Origin of the sequence: Pseudomonas taiwanensis, from assembly GCF_013393345.1 — a bacterium.
In the GTDB taxonomy this organism is placed as follows: Bacteria; Pseudomonadota; Gammaproteobacteria; order Pseudomonadales; family Pseudomonadaceae; genus Metapseudomonas; species Metapseudomonas resinovorans_C.
The window spans coordinates 1-21,294 of the sequence record NZ_QJRF01000054.1 but is presented as its reverse complement, the minus strand read 5'-3'; the positions used below and the strand labels follow the sequence as shown (position 1 = coordinate 21,294).

Sequence of the window (21,294 nt, the reverse complement as noted above, 5' to 3'; positions counted from 1 at the left end):
CGCAATGAAGTTTCATTTGATGCAAACAGGTGTAATCGGTCGTCGTTATGAGCTGGAAGCGGGTATGGCTGGGCAGCGTCCTGAGTTGTATCAGCGCTTTCTATCCGAAGTGCGTGATTACGTTCGTCTGGCGGATGAGCTTGGTTATGCAGGCTATTGCCAGCCTGAGCACCACCTGCAGATCGAAGGTTTTGAGATCAACAACCATCCCGGCATGTTCAGTCTCTATGTGGGCCTGCATTCCAAGCGGATGAAGGCCGGCATCATGGGGTACACCCTGCCGACCCATAACCCGGTGCGTATCGCCGAAGAAATCGCCACCCTTGACCACATGCTCCAAGGGCGCCTGATGGTTGGTTTCACCCGTGGCTACCATGCGCGCTGGGTCGACTCCTATGCTGCGCGTCCGGGTGTCAGCGCCACTACGCCGGACAACGCCAAGGCCCGCGACGAGCAAGATGCGCTGAACCGCGAAGTCTTCGAGGAGTCGCTGCAGGTCATCAAGAAGGCCTGGGCCAATGACGTGTTTAGCCACAAGGGCAAACACTGGGAGTTCCCGCCAAATGGCGGCTCTGCCGGTCACCCGGCCTATGCCAGCATGGGCAAGGGCATGGATGCAGATGGCATCGTGCGCCAGATCGGCATTGCGCCGAAGTGCTACCAGAGTCCCCACCCGAAAATTTACGGCGGCTTTGCCGGCAGCATGCGCACCGTCGACATGTGGGCCCGGGAAGGCGGCAAGCCAATCGTGCTGGCTTCCGACCTGGACTTTTGCGATGCCCTGTGGACCCGCTATGCCGATACCGCACGCCAGCACGAGCGGGAGGTTGCCCGTGAGGATGTTGCTGCCTGGGGCGGTTTCCTGATGCTGACCGATGACAAGGACAAGGCCAAGCAGTTGATGGCCGAGCATAAGTGGTTCTGGGACAAGTGGTTCATTCCGTTCGGCCAGAAAATGCCGAACGTGCTGATCGGCTCGGCTGACGAGATCGCCGATCAGATCGGCCGCGCCCACGACCGCCTGGGCTTCAACGAGCTGTTCCTGATGTTCGGTCAGGGTCACCTGGACCCGGAGCAGAACAACGAGGAACTGGAAAAGTTTGCCAGCCTGGTGGCTCCTCGCTTCGCGACCAAGGATGCCGAAGGCACGCTGGTTTAACACTGGCCAGTGCACAGTTGAAGCAGGTCGGAACTAGTCCTACCTGCTTCGATTGTAACGACCTGATCAGCCCGAGATGCCGTGAAGGTATTAAGGGTGAACGCAACGCGAATTTATCTGGAGTTGCATCATGAGTGACGTCACCACAGAGAACGTACGAGACGCGATCGATCCGCAATGGTTCAGAACCGTTCTGGGCCAATATCCCACCGGCGTATGTGCCATTACTGCGATGGATCAGGACGGTAGGGTGTCGGGTATGGCAGTTGGGTCGTTCACCTCGGTATCGCTTAATCCTCCTTTGGTGGCGTTTCTGCCCGATCGCAGTTCCACCAGTTGGCCGAAGATTGAGTGTGCCGGTAAGTTCTGCGTCAATGTGCTAAGTAATCAGCAACTGGGTGTCTGTAAGCGCTTTGCTTCCAAAGCGGAAGATAAATTTGCCGGGCTGGAATACGAGCTATCAAACAATGGCTCCCCAGTGCTTGCGGGCGTGGTGGCCTGGATCGATTGTGACTTACATTCCGTTCAGGAAGCAGGTGATCACTATATCGTCATTGGTGCAGTTCGTGAGTTGCAAATCGAGTCCCAAGATTCTGCTCTGCTTTTCTACCGTGGCGGATATGGTGGTTTTGCATCGCTGTAAATTGAAACTAGCAAGTTGCTGCATGTCGGTTATGCGCAAGGCTCGGCCGAACCTTGGCAAGATTGCGCGAAACTCGTTTGAGTCGCGTAATCTAGGTGCGAGTAATGTTTACCGGAATTATTGAAGCGGTTGGTTTGATAGGCTTGATCGAGCCCTGCAATGGTGATCTGAGGGTCTTCGTTCTGACTGGGACGATGGATTTGAGTGGTATGGCGCTAGGGGAAAGTGTCGCGGTCAACGGTATCTGTCTGACAGTCGTCAGTTTGCTGCAGGATGGTTTCTGGGCTGATGTCAGCCAGGAAACGCTTAGCCGCAGCAGTCTGGCGGGGCTGCGACACGGCGATCGTGTCAATCTGGAAAAAGCGCTTAGGGCGGACTCGCGGTTGGGCGGTCATTTGGTCAGTGGACATGTCGACGGACTCGGCAAGGTGGTTTCGCTGTCACGTGACGCGCGCTCATGGCTGATTCGCATCCAGGCGCCTGCAGCGCTCACCCACTATATTGCGGAAAAAGGCTCGATTACCGTAGATGGTGTCAGTTTGACGGTCAACGCGGTGGCAGTCGACTGCTTTGATCTGAATATAGTGCCGCACACCATGCAAATGACCATCATGTCCAACTACCAAATCGGCCAGCAGGTCAACCTCGAAGTTGACCTGATTGCACGGTATCTAGAACGCCTTCTGGCCGGTCGTCAGCATGAAAGACCGGGCGGAGAGGGTGGGCCCCCTTGGAACTTTGCAAGTGTTTGTAAATGCGGGCTGAATCAGGCAACTCATGATGCGCCGGCAGTGTGAAATTCTGCCCAGCAATTGATCAACGTTGTTGTTGACTTTTGTCGATCGCGGTACCATCTTTTGGTATTTAAACGGTGCCGAGCACATAATTAAAAGCGTGCAGAAGGCTGCCAGAGTAACAACTGCCTTCTGTCCGTAGTGGAGGACGCTCAATGACAAAAACAACAGAATGGTTTGAGGTTTCCCCAATAGGCGACCTCATCGTACGAGGGGCGCATTTGCAGCCAGCACGGGATGCGGTCGTTTTCCCTGAGGAAAGACGCACCTACCGGCAGTTGTGTGACAACGCCATACAGGTGGCCCGCGGTCTTATAGCTCTTGGAGTTCGTCCCGGTCAGCATGTTGGGCTGATGTCCGCCAACAGCCCTGAATTCATTGAAGGTTTTCTCGGCGCGGTGATGCTCGGGTGTGTAGCGGTGCCGATCAATGCCCGGCACAAGGCCAGCGAGATTGGCTATATCATCGAAAACGCCAACCTTGTCGCTTTGCTGACTACTGCAGACGACAGCGAGTACACCAATTTCACTGCGCTGTTCTGCGATGCATTGCCCTCATTATCTAAGGCTGAGAACCCGGCAGCCTTGGTCCTGCCAGAAGTACCCTGCCTGCGTAGTACCGTGTTGCTCAAGGGCGAGTGCCGTAAGGGGTTTGTCGGACGTTCGGAATTCGATCGTTTGGCACAGAGCATCAATGCGAACCAGGTGCATGAGGCTCGCTTGCGCGTGCGTATTCGCGATCTGGCACTGTTGGTCTACACCTCTGGCACAACGGCCAACCCCAAGGGCTGCATGCTGACCCATGAAGCCATTGTACGCGGCTCGGTGCAGCGTGCCCGTTCACGGTTTGCCACAGACGAACACCATGTTGCCTGGAACCCAGGTCCGCTGTTCCACATTGCAGCGATCGCTCCCTTCCTCGGCGTGATTGGAACCCTTGGCACGTACCTAACCGATACCTTTTTTGAGCCCGGGCGAGCCATTGCCTTGATGGAAAGGGAAGGGGTGAGCATGGCTTGGCCTTGGTTCCCCGCCATCGTACAGGGCCTGCTTGATCACCCTGATTTTGATGTCGGCAAACTGAGGTCGCTGCGCAAGATTATGCTGATCGGCCCTCCTGCTCTGGTCAAAACGGTTCAGAAGACCTTTCCGGACGCTGAGCTCTTCCAAGCCTGCGGCATGACCGAGACTGCCGGTATCTTTGCTCTGACCGACGCCGACGAAACGGCAGAACAGCGCGCCAACACTCAGGGGCGTCCTGCGGTTGGAATGGAGGTACGCGTTGCCAGTCTTGATGGAAACGGCGATGCCGCACCTGGCGAAGTAGGTGAAATTCTGGTGCGCGGCTTCTGCATAATGGAAGGCTACTATCGCGACCCAGTGAAGACCGCTGACACTTTGGACAAAGATAGGTGGTTGCATACCGGCGACCTCTATTTGCGCACTGAGGACGGCAGCCTGGTATTCAACGGTCGCCTCAAGGATATGCTCAAGGTCGGCGGTGAAAACGTCGCAGCTATCGAGATCGAATCTTACCTCTGTGAGCATCCCTGCGTGGCCATTGCGGAAGTGGTTGGCAAGCCTGATCCGCGCCTGGACGAAGTGCCGGTGGCTTTCGTCGAGCTTAAGCCGGGCAAGACTGTCGAAGCTGAAGAGCTGATCGCCTTCTGTAAAGGAAATATCGCTAACTACAAGATCCCTCGGGCTGTGCATTTCGTTGAGCCGGGTACCTGGCCTATGTCAGCAACCAAGGTTAACAAGCGTGCACTGCGCAGCATGCTGACCGACTAGGCCGCAGCGTAGCGACGGGCGCTGTTGCAACCTGATCGTAGCAGAACCGAACGGAGTATCTGGATATGGAGCAGAGTAGCGAATGTTGACACTCGAAGAGATCGGAACCTACGCAGAGGGCTTTCTCGAGTCCGTGCTGGACGGCGAGCCGTTATCTGATCGGGACGCCGCGCTAATTGGCCTTGCGGTCCGAATCTCACCTTCGGCCCTGGATATGCAGGGGACGCAAGACTATGTGCGGCGGGCATTGGATGCCGGTGCGAGCGCGGCACAGGTGCATGAAGTACTGGTGCTGGTCTCTGGCCTAGGAGTGCACACCCTTATGGTGGGCTCGTCTACTGTGGCCGCGGTTTTGCGTGAGCGGGGCGATCTGTCCATCAGCGCGCCGCTGGATAGCCTGCGCCAGCAGCTTTGGGATCAGTATGTCGGTGATGACCCGTTCTGGGGCAGCATGGAGCAGCAGGTGCCCGGTTTTCTGGACGCGCTGCTCCGTCAGTCGCCCGAGGCCTTTGAGGCATTCTTCAAATACTGCGCGGTGCCCTGGAAAACCGCGGCACTGCGTGCGTACCTCAAGGAGCTGATTTCCTTGGCGGTGGATGCCGCACCATCGCATCGCTTCATGCCGGGGCTGCGCCTGCACCTGGCCAATGCAGTGCAGTTGGGCGTTGGGCGCAAAGCTATTCTGCAAGCTCTGGAGATTGCCGCGGATGCCCCGCTGCACCGAGGGATCGCCTAAGTCACTGTTAGGAACGGCGGAAGAGGGTGCCGTAGGTGCGCAGCGATAATAAAGCCCAGATACTGACGTCTGACGCTGGTTTCTGGTGGTAGATCGAAGCACAGGGAAGTGATCGCCGGACCTGAACCGCCATCTGTTCCCTACGCGGAAGAAGGCGAGGTCATGTCATTTGCGCCGTCAACGGCCGTTCCACGCGCATTTGTGCTGTTCGGGGAGGGGATATTCAGCCTGCCGCACACCATGTACCTCTTTAGGGCGATGCGGTGCAATGCTTGTTGGGGATCGATCTGGGCAGAGCATGCCTGATTGGCTTTTGATGAGCGGGTGCACAGGCCCATGAATCGATGAGCCTTTTCAGGACTGCGAACAGGGTGTTATTCGGCGAGATTGCTTTCAATTTCGATGAGCTCCGCTGGTCAGCAGCCATTGGGTGCTGACTGCCATAACCACTGTGGAGCGCAAGCGCGGCCGGAGTTTTTCCCTGTTTGCCCGCATCCCACTGGAATTGTGGATTCCACGCCATTCGGACACTCAGCCCGCGCTGATCCGGACATCTGTTCCACAATCATTCTGACAGGCAGTCTGTGCGCAGCGACGCAGGGTTGGCATCGTTTGTCGTAGCTGCCCGGCGGCGTCAATCTCCGCGGCTACTTGCGCATCGACTCGCCTTTGAGCCGGATAAGATAAACGCTCCAGGAGACATCTTTACTTCGAAAAAAGGTGACCGATGGTGGTGTAAATCCTGTGTGACTACCTGCCGGAGAAGTGTCCGAATGGTCGCAGAATCGGTGTTCGGATGCGCGTTAAAGGGGGAAGAGTCAGCGCGGAATCCGCAAAAGCACGCCGTAGGTACTATCCGCAAGACAAGATTTGCTGATCCGGTTGCCCACCGCTGAAGGATGACCCCACCCCGATTCGCAGGGATGGCTGGACCGTCAACGCGCTAAGGCTGGGGGTATGAGCCGGTCAATAAAGGCTCGATTCTTCGACATTGTATTTGCCGAATCGCGAGGTGACTATGTTGCTGAGTGCTGCCCGCACAGTACCTCACCTCACCTCACCTCACCTCACCGCCCGCTACTGAGTGCCTCGGTAGGTGTTATCGAGGCGCCGCCTGAGCCGCCTGAGCCGCCTGAGCTGCCCGGGCCGCGAGAGCGCTGAGTGCGCTCGCGTCACCACGTGTCGATGAAGGGGCGCCTCTTGCCCTGCCTTGGCCCCACCGTCTTTAACGACTGCAGGCAACGTGCAAGCCACTGGCGTGATGTGGCCGGATCGATGACGGCATCAAACTCAAGCGATGCGGCGACACTGCTGGCCTTCCCGCGCTGGTAATAGTCATTGACCAACTTGTCGAACAGGGTCTTCCGTTCCTGCTGGTCGGCAATGGCTTCCAATTCGTCGCAATAGGCAAGTCTGACCGCGCCTTCAAAACCCATACCGCCAAACTCGCCGGTCGGCCAGGAAGCAATGGACAGCGGTGCGTGGAAGGAACCGCCGGTCATCGCCATGGCGCCAAGACCATAGCCCTTGCGCAGTATCAGACTGAATAGCGGCGTGGCCATATTCGCGGCTGCTGCGAATAGCCGGCTGGAGTGGCGCACAAGCGCTGTTTTCTCGCTCTCCGGACCGACCATGAAGCCGGGGGTATCGCACAGGCTGAGCACTGGCATATCAAAGGCATCACAGAGTTGAAGGAAGCGCGAGGCTTTGTCTGCAGCATCGGTATCGATGGCCCCACCGAGGATCTGCGGATTGTTGGCTATCACTCCAAGCGGACGCCCTTCAATGCGTATGAGTGCGGTGATCATATTGGCGGCAAACTGCTCGCGCAGCTGTATGGCAGAGCCGCTATCCGATAGCGTCTCGATCACGGACCACACGTCATAGGAGCGCAGGCGGTTGTCCGGCACGCTGTGGCGCAACCCTCGCTGGTCAGCAGATTCCCAGTGCTCAAGCGACCCCTGAAAATAACCCAGCAGCTTTTTGGCTAGCGCGGTGGCCTGCGCCTCGTCATCAACCACACAATCTACCACGCCGTTCTTAGCCTGCAGATTGACCGGGCCAATGTCCTCCGGCGCATACACACCCAGTCCCGCGCCCTCGATCATTGCTGGACCAGCCATGCCGATATTGGCATCCCGGGTGGCAATGATGATGTCACTGCAGCCGGCCAGCACTGCATTGCCGGCAAAGCAGCGACCGCTGACGATGCTGATGCGCGGAGCCAGACCACTGAGCTGGGCAAATTGCAGGAAGCTGGGCATGTTCAGCCCGGTTGCCCGGGTAGCATCGTCGTTGTCCCCTGGCCGGCCGCCTCCCCCCTCGGCATAGATGATCAGGGGAATTTCCAGCTCGTTGGCGATACCGAGCATGCGCGACAACTTCTTGTGGCTCATGATGCCCTGTGTGCCGGCCAGTACGGTGTAGTCGTAGGCCAGCACCATGCACCGGGCTTGTGGGGGCTGGAACTGATTGCCATTGACGCTGGCAACCCCTGCGATCAGACCGTCCGCTGGTGTCGAGATGGCCAGTTCCTGTTCGGAAAAGCGGCTGCGCTGGGCGGCAAATGTAAGGGCCCCATATTCAATGAAACTGTCTGCATCACACAGGTCTGCTATGTTTTCGCGAGCAGTGCGCTTGCCTTTTGCATGCCGGCGCGCCACTGCCTGAGGACGCGACGCATCCTGGCCGAGGGCGTGGCGTGATAGGACCTCGGAGAGGTCCGCTCTGGCCGTGTCCAGGTCAACCGCGTGTAGCGATCCGCTATCGATCGAATCGACATCGGCCTCTTGAAGATAGAGCAGGGCTTGGTTTGCGGTAACGGCCGAATGCATGTCCACACTGACGCGACGGATAATCCCGCTAGCTGGCGCGCTGATTACATGCTGCATCTTCATGGATTCGATCATCGCCAGCGCCTGCCCCTTGTGCACCGGCTGGTCCTCGGCGACATGCAGTTCAATCAGCAGGCCGCTCATGGGGGCGGTAATCATTCTCAGACCATCCAGAAAATGCTCATCTGGATGTGCTGTGGGAGCAGGACCGGATGACTCGGTAAAGAACTGCTGTGGATGCTTCTGGCTCGGACTGCGAATTAGCTGCCCCAGGTGCTCATCAATAAAGCGGGTATACACCTGGCTCTCGACCACCGCAGGGTGGCAAAGCAGGTTCTTGAGAAACTCGATATTGGTTTCGACACCTTGTATGCGTGTTTGACAAAGGGTGCGATAGACGCGCTGAGCGAGCTCGCTGAAGCTTCCGGAAGGGCTGTGCACAATCAGTTTAGCTAGCAGCGAATCGTAGCGGGGATTGATGCTGTACCCGGCGTAGCCAAAACTGTCGACTCGAATGCCGGGGCCGCCCGGCGGCTCGAAGATGCTGAGCGTGCCGCCACTCGGCAGTACACTGCCGTCGGGCTGCATGCTTTCCATATTGATGCGTAGTTGCATGGCAAAACCCTGCGCAGGAGGAATGTCCGCCTGTTGCAGATGCAGGCTGCGTAATGTCTCGCCGCCGGCCAGGCGCAATTGCGCCTGCACCAGATCAATCCCGGTGACGGCCTCGGTGATGGTGTGTTCCACCTGCAGTCGCGGGTTGGCTTCTATGAAGAAGAAGCGACCGGTTTGCTCATCGAGCAGAAATTCGAAGGTGCACAGGCTGCTGAGGCCAACTGTGCGGGCCAACCTGAGTGCGGCATCAATCAGTGCTTCGCGTAGGTCGCTGCTGAGCGACGGACTCGGGGCAATTTCCAGCATCTTCTGGTGCTTGCGTTGCAGGCTGCATTCCCTTTCCCACAAGTGGCTCACTTCTGTGCCGTCACCGATCACTTGCACTTCTATATGCTGTGCGCGGGCCACCATTTCCTCGATGTACAGCTCATGATCGCCAAAAGCTGACAGAGCCTCGGCGCTGCACTGATGGAAGGCTTCTTCCAGCTGATTGGCATCGCGCAGTATTCGCATGCCACGGCCACCGCCACCGGCAATCGCTTTGAGCAGCGCTGGGTTTCCCGCTGGCAAATTGGCAAGAAAAGCGCGAGCTTGCTCTAGATCGATTGCGCCGTCGGTTCCAGGAATAACCGGAACTGCGCACTGCTTGGCCAGCACTCTGGCACTGGCCTTGTTGCCAAGTCTGGCGAGGACATCCGCAGACGGGCCGACAAAGCGGATATTGGCGGCTTCACATTGTCTGGCAAATTCCGGCTGTTCACTGAGGAAGCCGTAGCCGGGGTGGATGGCATCACAGCCATGCTGGCAGGCCAGGGAAATCAGTTGCTGCACATCCAGATAGGCCGCTACGCCAATACCTTCGAGGGGAATGGCCTGGTCGGCAATACGCGTATGTAGGCATCGCGCATCATCTTGCGGGTACACCGCGACGCTTCTGATACCTAAGTCGGCTGCGGCACGGGCAATACGGATGGCCACCTCTCCGCGATTGGCGATCAGAAGCTTGTTGATCATGTTTTGCCCTTCTTAATACAAAAAAAGGCCGAACGCTTGGCGCCCGGCCCCGGTGCACTTGGGTAGACTTAGCGTCCCTTCCATTCCGCTTTACGTTTCTCGACAAAGGCGTTACGGCCCTCGAGTACATCTTCGCTGGAGGCATATTCCTCGATCGACTCGAAACGGGTTGCCAGAGCAACTTCAAGCGGGTAGTCGAGGCGGCTCATTGCCGCGTCTTTGGCGGCTTGGTTGGCTAGAGGGGAAGCGGCCGCGACCTTTTCCGCCCAGCGCATGGCTGCTTCGGCAAGGTTGGCCGGCTCGACCACTTCATTCACCAGGCCATAGCTGAAGGCGTCCTGGGCGGACATGCGATCCCCGGTCAGGATCATGGCCATGGCAATGCGCTGCGGCAGCTGACGTATTGCGCGGTGAACGACGCCGCATTCGCCGATAATGCCGGCCTTGGTTTCCGGCAGGCCGAATTGAGCATTGTCTGCTGCAACGATGATGTCGGCACACAAGGCCAGCTCGAAACCACCGCCTAGCGCATAACCCTGAACAGCGGCAACCAGTGGCTTCTTTAGTTTCACCAGCGGGCCACCAATACCGGTCAGACCACCACCGACAGCCATGCGCGATACACGTTCAGTACCGCCACTGATATCACCGCCAACACAGAACGCGCGGTCACCCTCTGCAGAGAGCACGGCGACCCAAACTTCCGGATTGTTGTTAATTTCATGCCAGGCTTCAAACAAAGCCTGATCCATATCACCATTGATGGCGTTCAGAGACTTGGGACGGTTCAGCCGTACGTGAGCAGTATGGCCTTCAATGTAGAAGTCGACGTTAGACATGGCTCTTATTCCTGTATTTTTTTCGCCGGGGTCAGAGGGGTCGTCCGCTCTGAGCGGTAGAGTTTTATCGACTCCTTCAGACCTATTTCGGCAAGCTTCTGTTTGATTTCCAGCACCGAGGGCGCCACGTGTAGCAGTGCGTCCATCTCGGCTACCGCAGCTCCGGCAGAACGGAAGCCCATCGCTTCGGCGGCACGGTTGATGGACAGCTTCTTGATTCGCAGAACTTCGGGTGGTGTCAGGGCAATGCGCTCGGCGAGACTTTCGACACACTCAATGAGCTGGTCTGGGGGCACGCTATGATTGGCCCAACCCCACTCGACTGCAGTTTTCCCATCAATGCTGTTGCCAGGTACGAAAGCTAACTCCTTGGCCCGCTTGGCTCCCACCAGTGGTACCCAGAGGGGGGCAATGTAGCCGCCCCCAATCGGGATCGTCGGCTCACCGATCTTGGCGTCATCGGTCACAACGGTGATATCCGCATACACGCAGATCTGTGTGGCCCCCGCGATGCAGTACCCGTGAACAGCGGCGATGATCGGTTTGGGGTGATCCCACATCGCAACATAGCGGTCCACATTCCGGCGCAGACGTTCCCGATCAGCGAGCGGATCGGGTACGAGACTGCCGTAGCCGTTTGCCTTACCAACTTGGCCTATGTCGTAGCCAGCCGAAAAACCGCGTCCTTCTCCCCGTATACCAATCACAGGGCCGCCTTCAGTTGCGAGACGCTTAAGGGCATCAGAAAACTCGTCGAGCAATTCGTTTGACAGCGAATTAGCACTGTCAGGCCGATTGAGAATCAGCCAGGAAATTTTCTCCCTGTGCTCGATGCGGATGTGTTCATACGGGTAGGAAGACGCGGCGTTCATATCAGCTGCGTCCAATCGGCAGGGTTTTCTTCACATGGAAGTCCTTGTCGCCGGTCACGCGCAGCTCGCGGCGCTTAAACTGCCATTTGCCATCCGTGCGCACGATGACATCGTGATACTGGCCCCACACATGGCTGTCAGGCATATCACGGTTGTAGCGGTGCCATGCATAGAGAACAGAGCGCACGGTGGCTTCGTCCGGACCGGTGAAGTCGACGACGATATTCGATACATGGTGGCTAGTGGCTTTGAAGAAGGAGCCAACGCCTTCAAGAGTCTTGGCGTAGGCTGCGCGTCCCTGTGCGCCGAAGCCGCCGGGGCCGTAGATGACCTCACAGTCTTCGGTGAATAGGGCAGCCAGCTCGGCTGCCTGATTCATGTCGAGATGGAAGGCATAGGTGAACAGCAGGCGCTCAATGGCCTGGGTGTCGATAAGTTGTTGCAGCTGGGTTTCTTGGGTCATGTTGTTCTCCTCAGTCAACGTTAGAGTTGACTGATACTATTTATTTGTCAACGCGAGTGTCAACTTTCATTTCTTGCTTTCTGTCGGGGCGGCCCGCGCATCCCTTGGCGGCAACGATCCCTGATGCTGTGGCCGGGGTTAGGCGGTGCGGGTAGGGAGGGCTTGATGGAGGTGTTTGAGTGGCTGGGGAATGGCACCTCCGGTCATTCCTTCTATGCTGTCATGTGTGGAGTAGACAGGCTGAAGTGTTCTATTCGGGTGTCTGGTGGCAGTGCTGCCAGCTTCTGCGCTTGTAGCGATGTGTCCGAGAGCTAGAGGCCTGTCATGCCAGCTACTTGGTGCAGATGGGCTTGTAGCGTGAGCGGTGCCTACGAGGGCCGCTAAGTCCAAGCGCTAAGCCAATGCCTGTCAGTCTGTAAGGCGCCGCGTTCTGTGGCGTGAGCGCGCTGCGTTCCGCTGGTGCTTACATCTTCTCGGCCTGATTGCAGGGCATCGAACGACATGAGTTGAGGATCGTCGGCCGATGAAGTCTTCGTCTTGGCATCGTTCAGGGCCGCGTAAGCTGCCGAGCCCTGCTCGCAAGCGCAGTGGCATAGCAATGAGAAAGGGCATTGGCGCTGAACGGATTCCGGTTCTGGTCGTGCGCAGTGTCGGAGCGGGCGGCCTGCAGACTTCTATTTGGTGAAGCAGTCAATGGCGCACCACATAGGTGCTGCCTTGCGGCCATTATTCGACTCGCGCAGGGTTCTGCGAATCGATAGCGCAGTGCTCCACTGCGGGCTGCCAGGGCTGAGGGGGGGTACTCGCCACCGCCGTAGTTTGCGCCAGAAGCGTCGTATTGCCGGTGCTTACCTTATCAAGAAGGTCTGCGCTTATGACAGTCGTCTGAAGGCCTGGATGATTCGCTTCCAGGGGGTAAGGACGAAACACTTGGCCAATTGCCTGGGCTGGAAACGTTTGGTCGAGAGCTATGGGAAGCCACATAAACCCATTGATTTACATGAAGTAATTCCCCGATGTATGTCCCTTTGGGCAGCTAACGCCATAGCCTTCCTTCCCCCTTCATACGCTTTGCGCGTCTCGGCAGCGCGACCGCTCCACCGTCAGCTGAGAGGCATCTCCCACCTGAATTGCGTTGGGAGAGGGAGTTATCAACGCTGGAGTTGACGAGGAGGTGCTCGAATGGTATATCAACGTCGGAGTTGAAAAAGTGAGGTAACGGTTGCGATGGGGTTGGGCGCAATCCAGAGGAGAGTGGTGACGTACTGAAGCGCAGGCTGGCGTGCTGTTGGCCAGTAAAGGTCCGTGGACAGGAGAAGCAGAAATGCAAAAACAACAAAAAGAAATTGCAAGGTTTGGCAAGATTCAGTTTGGTCAAAAGAAGCTGAGAGCAGCGATCGCCCTTGCGACGATTTTCTCATCTGGTGCATCGCAGGCAGTCACTCTGAAGGCCGACCAGGACTGGACGATCAACTTCGATACGTCCCTGCAGTGGCTCGCAGGCTGGAGGGTTGAGGGGCGCGACGCGCGTATCGCGAACAATCCGAATAACCACGCCGCCGATCACAAATTTGATCGCGGGGAAATGGTTACGAACCGTGTTCAGGGATTGTTCGAGTTGCAGGGTGTCTATCAGGATAACTATGGTTTTCGTGTGTCTGCTTCGGCTTGGAATGATTTTGCTTACGACGATGATGTCGAAGTACGTCCGGGGTACCTGCCGACCTATAGCGATGGCAAATACAGCAGCCATACTAAGAAGTACCACATCCGTGGTGCTGAGTTGCTTGATGCTTTCGTTTTCAGCAACTTCGAAGTCGCTGACCACAACGCATCTGTACGGCTAGGTCGCTTCAGTCAGCAGTGGGGTAACGCAGTATTCTTCGGTTACTCCGGTATTGCGTTCGGTCAGCATCCCGTTGACTTCATCAAGGGGTTTTCTCAACCTGGCTCTTCCGTCAAAGAGTTGATCCTGCCGCGTACGCAGGTCTACGGCAGTTTCGATATCAATGATGAACTGTCAATCGCCGCACAGTATTTTCTCGAGTGGCGTCCCAATCGTTTCCCCGAAGGGGCTACCTATCTGGCGCCTGCCGATATTCTCTTTGAGGGGCCGGATGTCGGCGGTAGCGTAGTGCCAGGCGCTGTTGTTGGTAAGAGCGATGATCCAGATGATATCAACGGCAACTTCGGTGTCCGCTTGGACTGGACTCCGGCCTGGGCTAATGGTGATCGCATTGGCTTTTATTATCGCCAGTACGACGAGCCGGAACCTGTTGCAACTCTGAACTTCCCTCAAGTTGAATTGAAGTACGCCGAAAAGTCAAAAATGTACGCGATGTCCTACGAGACCGCGATTGGGGCTAACAGCCTCGGCTTCGAAGTGAACTATCGTCAGGATACCGCGTTGCAATCCGTTTTCCCTTCCGAAGTGGCGAAAGGTGACTTGGTTAACGTGTTGGCTAACTCTTTGATCAGCCTGCCCGGCAACTCACTCTGGGACGCGGCGACCGTCCTCGGTGAAGTGACCTACACGCATCTGACTAAAGTGCATGACAAGGACATCTATAACGGTGAGGGTTATGCCTGTAAAGGTAACAGGAGTGATGGCTGTGGTACAGACAATGCAGTTGCAGTTGCGCTGCTGTTTGAACCGTCCTGGCTGCAAATCCTTCCATCCACTGACATAAGTCTGCCGATTTTCGTCCAGTATGGAGTTACCGGAAATCCGGCCTATGCAGCTGGGGGGTTTTATGCTGAGGACTCCGTCATTGCCTCTATTGGCGTGAAAGCAGCTGTGGCCCAAAAGCATTATTTTGCTCTGCAATATCAGGACTACTACTGGAATCCCACTGGTCGCATCGTTAACGGTGCACCTGGCGGTGATATATATGCAGGTGGTAACGGTCCCACTGGTCTGAATGACAAGGGCTGGGTATCGCTTTCCTACAACACCTCGTTCTAAAAGAGGGCCCAGCCTAGCGAGTCAAGCATCCAGTAATACTTACAAGCCTTACAGACACACTTGTTCCGATAATCACAAGAAGGAAGACAGCCGTGCTGAAAAAAACAATTATTGCCGGGCTGGTGCCTGCCCTGGCACTGTGCTTCGTAGGTAGTGCCTTGGCTGCCGTATCGGCAGAAGAGGCCAAGCGTCTTGGTGCGGATCTGACCCTGCATGGCGCCGAAAAGGCCGGTAATGCAGATGGTAGCATTCCAGAATACACAGGCGGACTGCAGCCGGTTCCTGGCTACAACCGGGACACGATGCAGACTTATATCAATCCTTATAAGGATGAGAAGCCTCTGTTTTCCATTACGTCCGCCAATATGGAGCAGTATTCGCAGTTCCTCACCGAAGGTACTAAGGCTACGCTGCGTAAGTATCCCAGCTACAAGCTCAATGTGTACCCAACCCACCGTTCGGCGCGTTATGAAGACTGGGTACTTAAAAACACTCAGGTGAATGCGACGACTGCCGAAATGACCGGCGAGAACACGGGCGATGGCATTAAGGGGGCGGGGCCTGACGGTCTACCCTTGCCGGGTGTTCTCTTCCCGATCCCGAAGAATGGCTATGAGGTGATGTGGAACCACAAGCTGTCCTTTGCCCCGGCGATCATGCACCAGCACAACCAGGGCTTCGTGGTTGACTCCAAGGGCGGTGTGAGCGTGCTGTCCACCCCAAACCAGTACCACATGCGCCCCTGGTATGACCATAGCGGCAAGCTGCGTCAGGAGTCAAACGGCGCAATTCTATCGTTCTCGGCACTGCAAACCAGTCCGCCGCAATCCGCGGGCGTAACCTTCCTGAACTTCTATCTGCCGACCGCCGACAACGGTGGTCAGCTGGTATGGTTCTACACTCCGGGTCAGCGCCGTGCACGTCGTGCGCCGGACTTTGCCTACGATCTGCCGATCAGTTCTTACGGTGGCGTACTGATGTGGGACGAGCTCTTCGGCTTCGTCGGCCGCATGGATCGCTTTGACTTCAAGTTGGTCGGTAAGGAGGAAAGGTTCGTACCCTACAACGCCTATACCCTGACTCAGGACGTCAATCCGCGTGACGCACTTGGTAAGGAGCACTTGGCTCCGGAAGCCCTGCGTTTCGAAAAACATCGGGTATGGATTGTCGAGGCCGATCGTAAGCCAGGTGCCCGCCATGTATATAGCAAGCGCCGCTTCTATATCGACGAAGATAGCTGGCAGATTGTTGCTCTGGAAACCTACGATAATGCCGGTAAGCTCTGGAAAAACGGTTTCATCGAGAGTTTCCCGACCTACGACGTAGGTGGAGTTAATAACAACACGTGGGCTTTCAATGACCTGGTTTCAGGCAACTACATGCTGATCAATGCCGGTGCTTCACAGCCTGGCTACTGGAACCGTTCCTATACTGCTATGGACGGTTTGCGTATTGCACTTACTCCGCGTGCAGTTGAAGCTCAGGGTGTTCGTTAACAGCTGAAGGACTTCTGGCGGGGGTGTCAACCCCCGCTAGGCTCCAGCTTTCTTGTAAGTAATCGAGTTCACTTCTGCTTACTGTGTGAGTTTTCTGAAAGTCTTTCGTGCACCAATGGCTTTGCTTAAGCAAAGAAGAGAACCCCGTATGAAAAATAAATTGAATAAGCTGCTCAGGGTGTTTGTCCTTCCTTTTGTGGTTTTGTTCGTGTTGGCTTCATCATCAATGGCCGATTTCAAAGATCCTCTGGATTATGGCGCCATTGAACAGAAAAAGCCTCTGAATAAGCCCTTTATTGACAGTGCGAAAAGCGGGCATACATTAGTCGTGGTTGGGCCGCGAGGCTTGATTCTGTATTCCAATGATGGGGGAGGGAAGTGGGCTCAAGCCCAGGTTCCTATACAGAGCGACTTAGTTGCCATTGATATGGTCAACGAGTCAAAAGGTTGGGCAGTTGGGCATGATGGCGTGATTCTCGCCACTACTGATGGCGGCGCCACATGGGTCAAGCAGCTTGATGGTCGAATGGCCAGCGAGCAGTTCATCAAATACTACAGTAAGCGTCTCAAACAGGGCGACAGCAGCGTTGAGAAGGCCCTTGAACTCACCGAGCTCAATTATCGAGATGGTCCGGCCTTACCCTTTCTCGATGTCTGGTTTCGTGACGAGTTGACCGGTTTTGCCGTAGGTGGATTCGGAAACATTGCGCGCACTGATGATGGTGGCAAGACTTGGACACCATGGACGGACCGCATTGCCAATGAATCCGGTTTTCACCTCACTAGCGTCGTAGGCGTTGGTGATGATGTCTTTATCGGCAGCGAGCGTGGAGTGTTGTTCAGGTTGAATGCTGAGCGGCAGTTTTTCGAAATTATTGAAACCGGGTATTCCGGTAGCTTTACCGGAATTACCGGCGCTAATGGGCTGATCATCGCTTATGGCGTGGGCGGGGCGGCGTACCGCAGTACAGATCGAGGCAATACATGGGCGGAAGTCAAGGATCTGCAGGGCTCAACCATCAACGATGCTTTCAGACGGGCCGATGGCAAGGGTTATATATTTGCCAGTCAATCTGGCAAGTTAATCATTAGTGACAAGAACTTTGCCAATCTTGAGGTGATCGACTCCGGCACACCCGTTAGTTTCACTTCGATTCTCGAAGTATCGGATCGTGAGTTGCTCGTTACTGACTTGCAGGGGCTTTCGAAGGTTTCGCTGGTGGATCACAAGATGACCAGAGTCACGTCTCAGGAGTAATGTCAGATGTTAAGTAATAATAAAGCTGCAGCAGGGCCTGGTTCGGATGTGACTGCCGGCACGTTTGACCGCTCATCAGGAGCCTTTCACGAGCGGCTGTTTTTTAACAATCGCATATTGTTTCTTCTGGTCGGAGTTTTTGTAACGCTCTGTTTCGGTTTTCAGAGTGCGAAGCTTGGTGTAAACGCAAGTTTTGAAAAAATGATGCCCTCATCCCATGAGTACATCCAGAACTACCGCGCCTTTGCAAATAACCTGCGCAGTCTAGGTAACGCAGTTACAGTGGTGGTGGAGAACAAGAATGGGTCTATCTACGACGCCGAGTATCAAAAGACGCTGAGCGAGCTCAATGACAGGGTGTTCCTGATCAATGGAGTCGACCGGGCATTCGTACAATCCCTGTGGATGGCCTCGGTGCGCTGGACCGCGGTAACCGCAGAGGGCTTTGACGGCGGTCCGGTCATGCCACCGGATTATGACGGCTCGCCCAAAAGCCTTGAGCAGCTTCGTGCCAACGTCGAGAAGGCCGGGTTGAAAGGCTCCCTTGTAGCTATGAACGAGCGCTCCAGCGCGATGTTCGTGCCCTTGATGGAGCGGGACCCGGTAACTGGTCAACTTCTTGACTATAAGGCTTTTACAGACAGCATCAATGCAATCAACGCAGAATTCCAGAGCCGGGGCGTCGAACTCCATGTCATCGGTTTCGCCAAACTGGTCGGTGACTTGATTTCCGGCCTTATGGAAGTGCTCAGTTATTTTGTTGTGGCTGCCGCGGTCGTATCGGTCATCGTTTACTGGTATTCGCGTTGCTTGACCAGTACCTTAATCGTGGTTGGCACTTCGCTGATTGGGGTGATCTGGCAGTTGGGGATCATGCAACTGTTCGGCTTTGTGCTGGACCCCTTTTCGGTACTCGTGCCTTTCCTGGTTTTCGCCATCGGTGTGTCCCATGGCTCGCAGATGATGAGTGGCATCATTCAGGACATCGGCGAGGGTGCCGATCGCTATGTGGCTGCGCGAATGACCTATAGGCGGCTGTGTCTGGCTGGCTTTGTGGCGCTGGTAGCCGATGCCTTAGGTTTTGCCGTGATCTCGGTGATCGATATTCCTGCTATCCGTGATTTGGCCCTACAAGCCACTGTTGGTGTCGCGGCGCTGATCATCACCAACTTGCTGCTCATTCCAGTGGTACTGTCCTTCACCGGTATCAGTGCCCGCGCGGCCCAGCGCGCTTCGAAGGTTCTGCACGGCGAGCACCTTATGGTCAGGTGGCTCGGTGATCTTGCTGAAAAGCGCGTTGCCCGCTTGGTGCTGATCAGCGTGGCAATTATCACAACTGCTAGTTTCATCCATGGTCAGAAGATAAGCATTGGTGATTCCGGGACCGGTGCCTCCGAGTTACGCGCGGATTCAATTTATAACAAAGATGTAAATTACATCCGCGAAAACTACGGTTTGTCGAAAGATATGTTTGCGGTGATTGTGACGACGCCGGAGGGTGGCCTAGGTAACTTTGAAACCCTGTTGCAAATTGATCGGCTGGAACAGCAGCTGAGTGACTTGCCTGGTGTGCAGATCACCGAATCCGCAGCCAGCATGGCTCGCAGGCTCACTCCGGCAGGCTTTGAGGGCTCGCCCAAGTGGTACACCATCAGTCGTAGCCGCTATATCACCAATGACGCGGTAGACAACGTGTTTACCGCACGTCCAGGGCTGATCAACGATTCTCGTACAGTGGCACCGATCATTGTCTATCTGAGCAATCACAATGCCGAAACCCTGCAGCGCTTGACGCAGGTTGTTGAGGCGTTTGCCGCCGAAAATAACAATGAAGATCGGAAATTCCTGCTGGCCGGCGGCAACGCTGGTGTGGAAGCTGCCACTAATCAAGCAGTGGAAAAAGCCAGCTTCGAGATGGAAGTACTAGTTTACGCAGCAGTAGTTCTGCTCTGCTGGATAACTTTCCGTAGCTGGCGTGCCGTGCTGGTGGCGATTCTGCCGCTGATTGTCGTGACCATTCTATCCAAATCGTTGATGGTCCTGCTGGGAATCGGACTCAAGGTGGCTACCTTGCCAGTAGTAGCGCTGGGTGTGGGGATCGGCGTGGATTACGCGCTTTACATGCTGACTGTATTCCTAGCGTTTCAGCGTCAGGGTATGTCGGTCAAGGGAGCTTACACCAGTGCGCTGGCGTCTACCGGGCAGGTGGTGCTGCTGGTAGGTGTTACCTTGACAGCAGCGGTGGGTACCTGGATATGGTCTCCGATCAAGTTCCAAGCCGACATGGGCCTGCTGCTGGCCTTCATGTTCCTCGGAAATATGCTTGCGGCACTGATTATGGTCCCGGCGCTGTCCGCTTATTTGCTGGCACCTAATAAGGTTGAGCCCGAAGACTCCGTTGGGGTCGAATCAGATAGCGATCTTGTAACTAAGCACGTCGCCCAAATGTCGACCCTGTGAGCTGTCAGGAGGATTAGCCGCTGCTGGCTGTAGCAGGCGTCTAAGGGGGCGGACACGTCAAAAGCAACGTGCCCGCCCTTGTCCGGGCGTTCAGCGATAAAGGTTTGGGCGTTTTTTTTTGCCCTGCAAATCAACATGAATGTTGACATCCGGTGTTTGGTTGTCTGATAGTCAATCGATACGAGCCACAGCAGGAACCGAGGAGGCGCAATGAAGTTTCATTTGATGCAAACAGGTGTAATCGGTCGTCGTTATGAGCTGGAAGCGGGTATGGCTGGGCAGCGTCCTGAGTTGTATCAGCGCTTTCTATCCGAAGTGCGTGATTACGTTCGTCTGGCGGATGAGCTTGGTTATGCAGGCTATTGCCAGCCTGAGCACCACCTGCAGATCGAAGGTTTTGAGATCAACAACCATCCCGGCATGTTCAGTCTCTATGTGGGCCTGCATTCCAAGCGGATGAAGGCCGGCATCATGGGGTACACCCTGCCGACCCATAACCCGGTGCGTATCGCCGAAGAAATCGCCACCCTTGACCACATGCTCCAAGGGCGCCTGATGGTTGGTTTCACCCGTGGCTACCATGCGCGCTGGGTCGACTCCTATGCTGCGCGTCCGGGTGTCAGCGCCACTACGCCGGACAACGCCAAGGCCCGCGACGAGCAAGATGCGCTGAACCGCGAAGTCTTCGAGGAGTCGCTGCAGGTCATCAAGAAGGCCTGGGCCAATGACGTGTTTAGCCACAAGGGCAAACACTGGGAGTTCCCGCCAAATGGCGGCTCTGCCGGTCACCCGGCCTATGCCAGCATGGGCAAGGGCATGGATGCAGATGGCATCGTGCGCCAGATCGGCATTGCGCCGAAGTGCTACCAGAGTCCCCACCCGAAAATTTACGGCGGCTTTGCCGGCAGCATGCGCACCGTCGACATGTGGGCCCGGGAAGGCGGCAAGCCAATCGTGCTGGCTTCCGACCTGGACTTTTGCGATGCCCTGTGGACCCGCTATGCCGATACCGCACGCCAGCACGAGCGGGAGGTTGCCCGTGAGGATGTTGCTGCCTGGGGCGGTTTCCTGATGCTGACCGATGACAAGGACAAGGCCAAGCAGTTGATGGCCGAGCATAAGTGGTTCTGGGACAAGTGGTTCATTCCGTTCGGCCAGAAAATGCCGAACGTGCTGATCGGCTCGGCTGACGAGATCGCCGATCAGATCGGCCGCGCCCACGACCGCCTGGGCTTCAACGAGCTGTTCCTGATGTTCGGTCAGGGTCACCTGGACCCGGAGCAGAACAACGAGGAACTGGAAAAGTTTGCCAGCCTGGTGGCTCCTCGCTTCGCGACCAAGGATGCCGAAGGCACG

14 protein-coding genes are annotated in these 21,294 nt (G+C 56.1%); 10 read left to right on the top strand and 4 right to left on the bottom strand.

The window, feature by feature from the left end:
- From DM872_RS12285 to DM872_RS12265, 5 genes are all read left to right on the top strand, one after another.
- On the top strand, positions 1–1,159 hold a 1,159-nt coding region (locus tag DM872_RS12285), incomplete at its 5' end, for an LLM class flavin-dependent oxidoreductase (RefSeq protein WP_218649258.1).
- Between the two features lie 130 nt (positions 1,160–1,289).
- Entirely contained in the window at positions 1,290–1,802 is a 513-nt protein-coding gene (locus tag DM872_RS12280) for a flavin reductase family protein (RefSeq protein ID WP_179059757.1), read from the top strand.
- A gap of 104 nt (positions 1,803–1,906) precedes the next feature.
- Positions 1,907–2,599 (top strand): riboflavin synthase, encoded by a 693-nt coding sequence (locus tag DM872_RS12275; RefSeq protein ID WP_179059756.1) that lies wholly within the window; start codon positions 1,907–1,909, stop codon positions 2,597–2,599.
- Positions 2,600–2,751: 152 nt separating this feature from the next.
- Positions 2,752–4,386: a class I adenylate-forming enzyme family protein gene (locus DM872_RS12270; protein ID WP_179059755.1), complete on the top strand. Its 1,635-nt coding sequence runs from the start codon at positions 2,752–2,754 to the stop codon at positions 4,384–4,386.
- An 82-nt stretch (positions 4,387–4,468) separates the two neighbouring features.
- Positions 4,469–5,122, top strand: a complete 654-nt coding sequence (locus DM872_RS12265) for a carboxymuconolactone decarboxylase family protein (RefSeq protein WP_179059754.1) — start codon at positions 4,469–4,471, stop codon at positions 5,120–5,122.
- Positions 5,123–6,294: 1,172 nt separating this feature from the next.
- On the opposite strand, the gene DM872_RS12260 is transcribed toward DM872_RS12265, so the two are convergent.
- From DM872_RS12260 to DM872_RS12245, 4 genes are all read right to left on the bottom strand, one after another.
- Positions 6,295–9,585 carry a carboxyl transferase domain-containing protein gene (locus DM872_RS12260; protein ID WP_179059753.1) on the bottom strand — a complete coding sequence of 1,097 codons (3,291 nt, stop codon included), beginning with the start codon at positions 9,583–9,585 and terminating at the stop codon, positions 6,295–6,297.
- Between the two features lie 68 nt (positions 9,586–9,653).
- Positions 9,654–10,424, bottom strand: coding sequence for an enoyl-CoA hydratase-related protein (locus tag DM872_RS12255; protein WP_179059752.1), 771 nt, complete (start codon positions 10,422–10,424; stop codon positions 9,654–9,656).
- Between the two features lie 5 nt (positions 10,425–10,429).
- Positions 10,430–11,296, bottom strand: a complete 867-nt coding sequence (locus DM872_RS12250) for an enoyl-CoA hydratase-related protein (protein WP_179059751.1) — start codon at positions 11,294–11,296, stop codon at positions 10,430–10,432.
- A 1-nt stretch (position 11,297) separates the two neighbouring features.
- Entirely contained in the window at positions 11,298–11,759 is a 462-nt protein-coding gene (locus DM872_RS12245) for a nuclear transport factor 2 family protein (protein ID WP_179059750.1), read from the bottom strand.
- A 1,324-nt stretch (positions 11,760–13,083) separates the two neighbouring features.
- Here DM872_RS12245 and DM872_RS12240 point away from each other — a divergent pair.
- The 5 genes from DM872_RS12240 to DM872_RS12220 all read left to right on the top strand — a co-directional run.
- Positions 13,084–14,724, top strand: a complete 1,641-nt coding sequence (locus DM872_RS12240; protein WP_179059749.1) for a DUF1302 domain-containing protein — start codon at positions 13,084–13,086, stop codon at positions 14,722–14,724.
- Between the two features lie 92 nt (positions 14,725–14,816).
- Positions 14,817–16,220, top strand: a complete 1,404-nt coding sequence (locus DM872_RS12235) for a DUF1329 domain-containing protein (protein WP_179059748.1) — start codon at positions 14,817–14,819, stop codon at positions 16,218–16,220.
- 148 nt (positions 16,221–16,368) lie between these two features.
- Positions 16,369–17,478: a WD40/YVTN/BNR-like repeat-containing protein gene (locus DM872_RS12230; protein ID WP_179059747.1), complete on the top strand. Its 1,110-nt coding sequence runs from the start codon at positions 16,369–16,371 to the stop codon at positions 17,476–17,478.
- Positions 17,479–17,484: 6 nt separating this feature from the next.
- Entirely contained in the window at positions 17,485–19,938 is a 2,454-nt protein-coding gene (locus DM872_RS12225; RefSeq protein ID WP_179059746.1) for an efflux RND transporter permease subunit, read from the top strand.
- A gap of 210 nt (positions 19,939–20,148) precedes the next feature.
- A partial coding sequence (locus DM872_RS12220) for an LLM class flavin-dependent oxidoreductase (RefSeq protein ID WP_179057997.1) occupies positions 20,149–21,294 on the top strand: 1,146 nt, incomplete at its 3' end.

Bases quoted from the DNA above. Each gene is read 5' to 3' on its own strand.
- DM872_RS12265 (WP_179059754.1), top strand. From the start codon at position 4,469: ATGTTGACACTCGAAGAGATCGGAACCTACGCAGAGGGCTTTCTCGAG.
- DM872_RS12260 (WP_179059753.1), bottom strand. From the start codon at position 9,585: ATGATCAACAAGCTTCTGATCGCCAATCGCGGAGAGGTGGCCATCCGT.
- DM872_RS12270 (WP_179059755.1), top strand. From the start codon at position 2,752: ATGACAAAAACAACAGAATGGTTTGAGGTTTCCCCAATAGGCGACCTC.
- DM872_RS12280 (WP_179059757.1), top strand. From the start codon at position 1,290: ATGAGTGACGTCACCACAGAGAACGTACGAGACGCGATCGATCCGCAA.
- DM872_RS12255 (WP_179059752.1), bottom strand. From the start codon at position 10,424: ATGTCTAACGTCGACTTCTACATTGAAGGCCATACTGCTCACGTACGG.
- DM872_RS12230 (WP_179059747.1), top strand. From the start codon at position 16,369: ATGAAAAATAAATTGAATAAGCTGCTCAGGGTGTTTGTCCTTCCTTTT.
- DM872_RS12225 (WP_179059746.1), top strand. From the start codon at position 17,485: ATGTTAAGTAATAATAAAGCTGCAGCAGGGCCTGGTTCGGATGTGACT.
- DM872_RS12245 (WP_179059750.1), bottom strand. From the start codon at position 11,759: ATGACCCAAGAAACCCAGCTGCAACAACTTATCGACACCCAGGCCATT.
- DM872_RS12250 (WP_179059751.1), bottom strand. From the start codon at position 11,296: ATGAACGCCGCGTCTTCCTACCCGTATGAACACATCCGCATCGAGCAC.
- DM872_RS12240 (WP_179059749.1), top strand. From the start codon at position 13,084: ATGCAAAAACAACAAAAAGAAATTGCAAGGTTTGGCAAGATTCAGTTT.
- DM872_RS12275 (WP_179059756.1), top strand. From the start codon at position 1,907: ATGTTTACCGGAATTATTGAAGCGGTTGGTTTGATAGGCTTGATCGAG.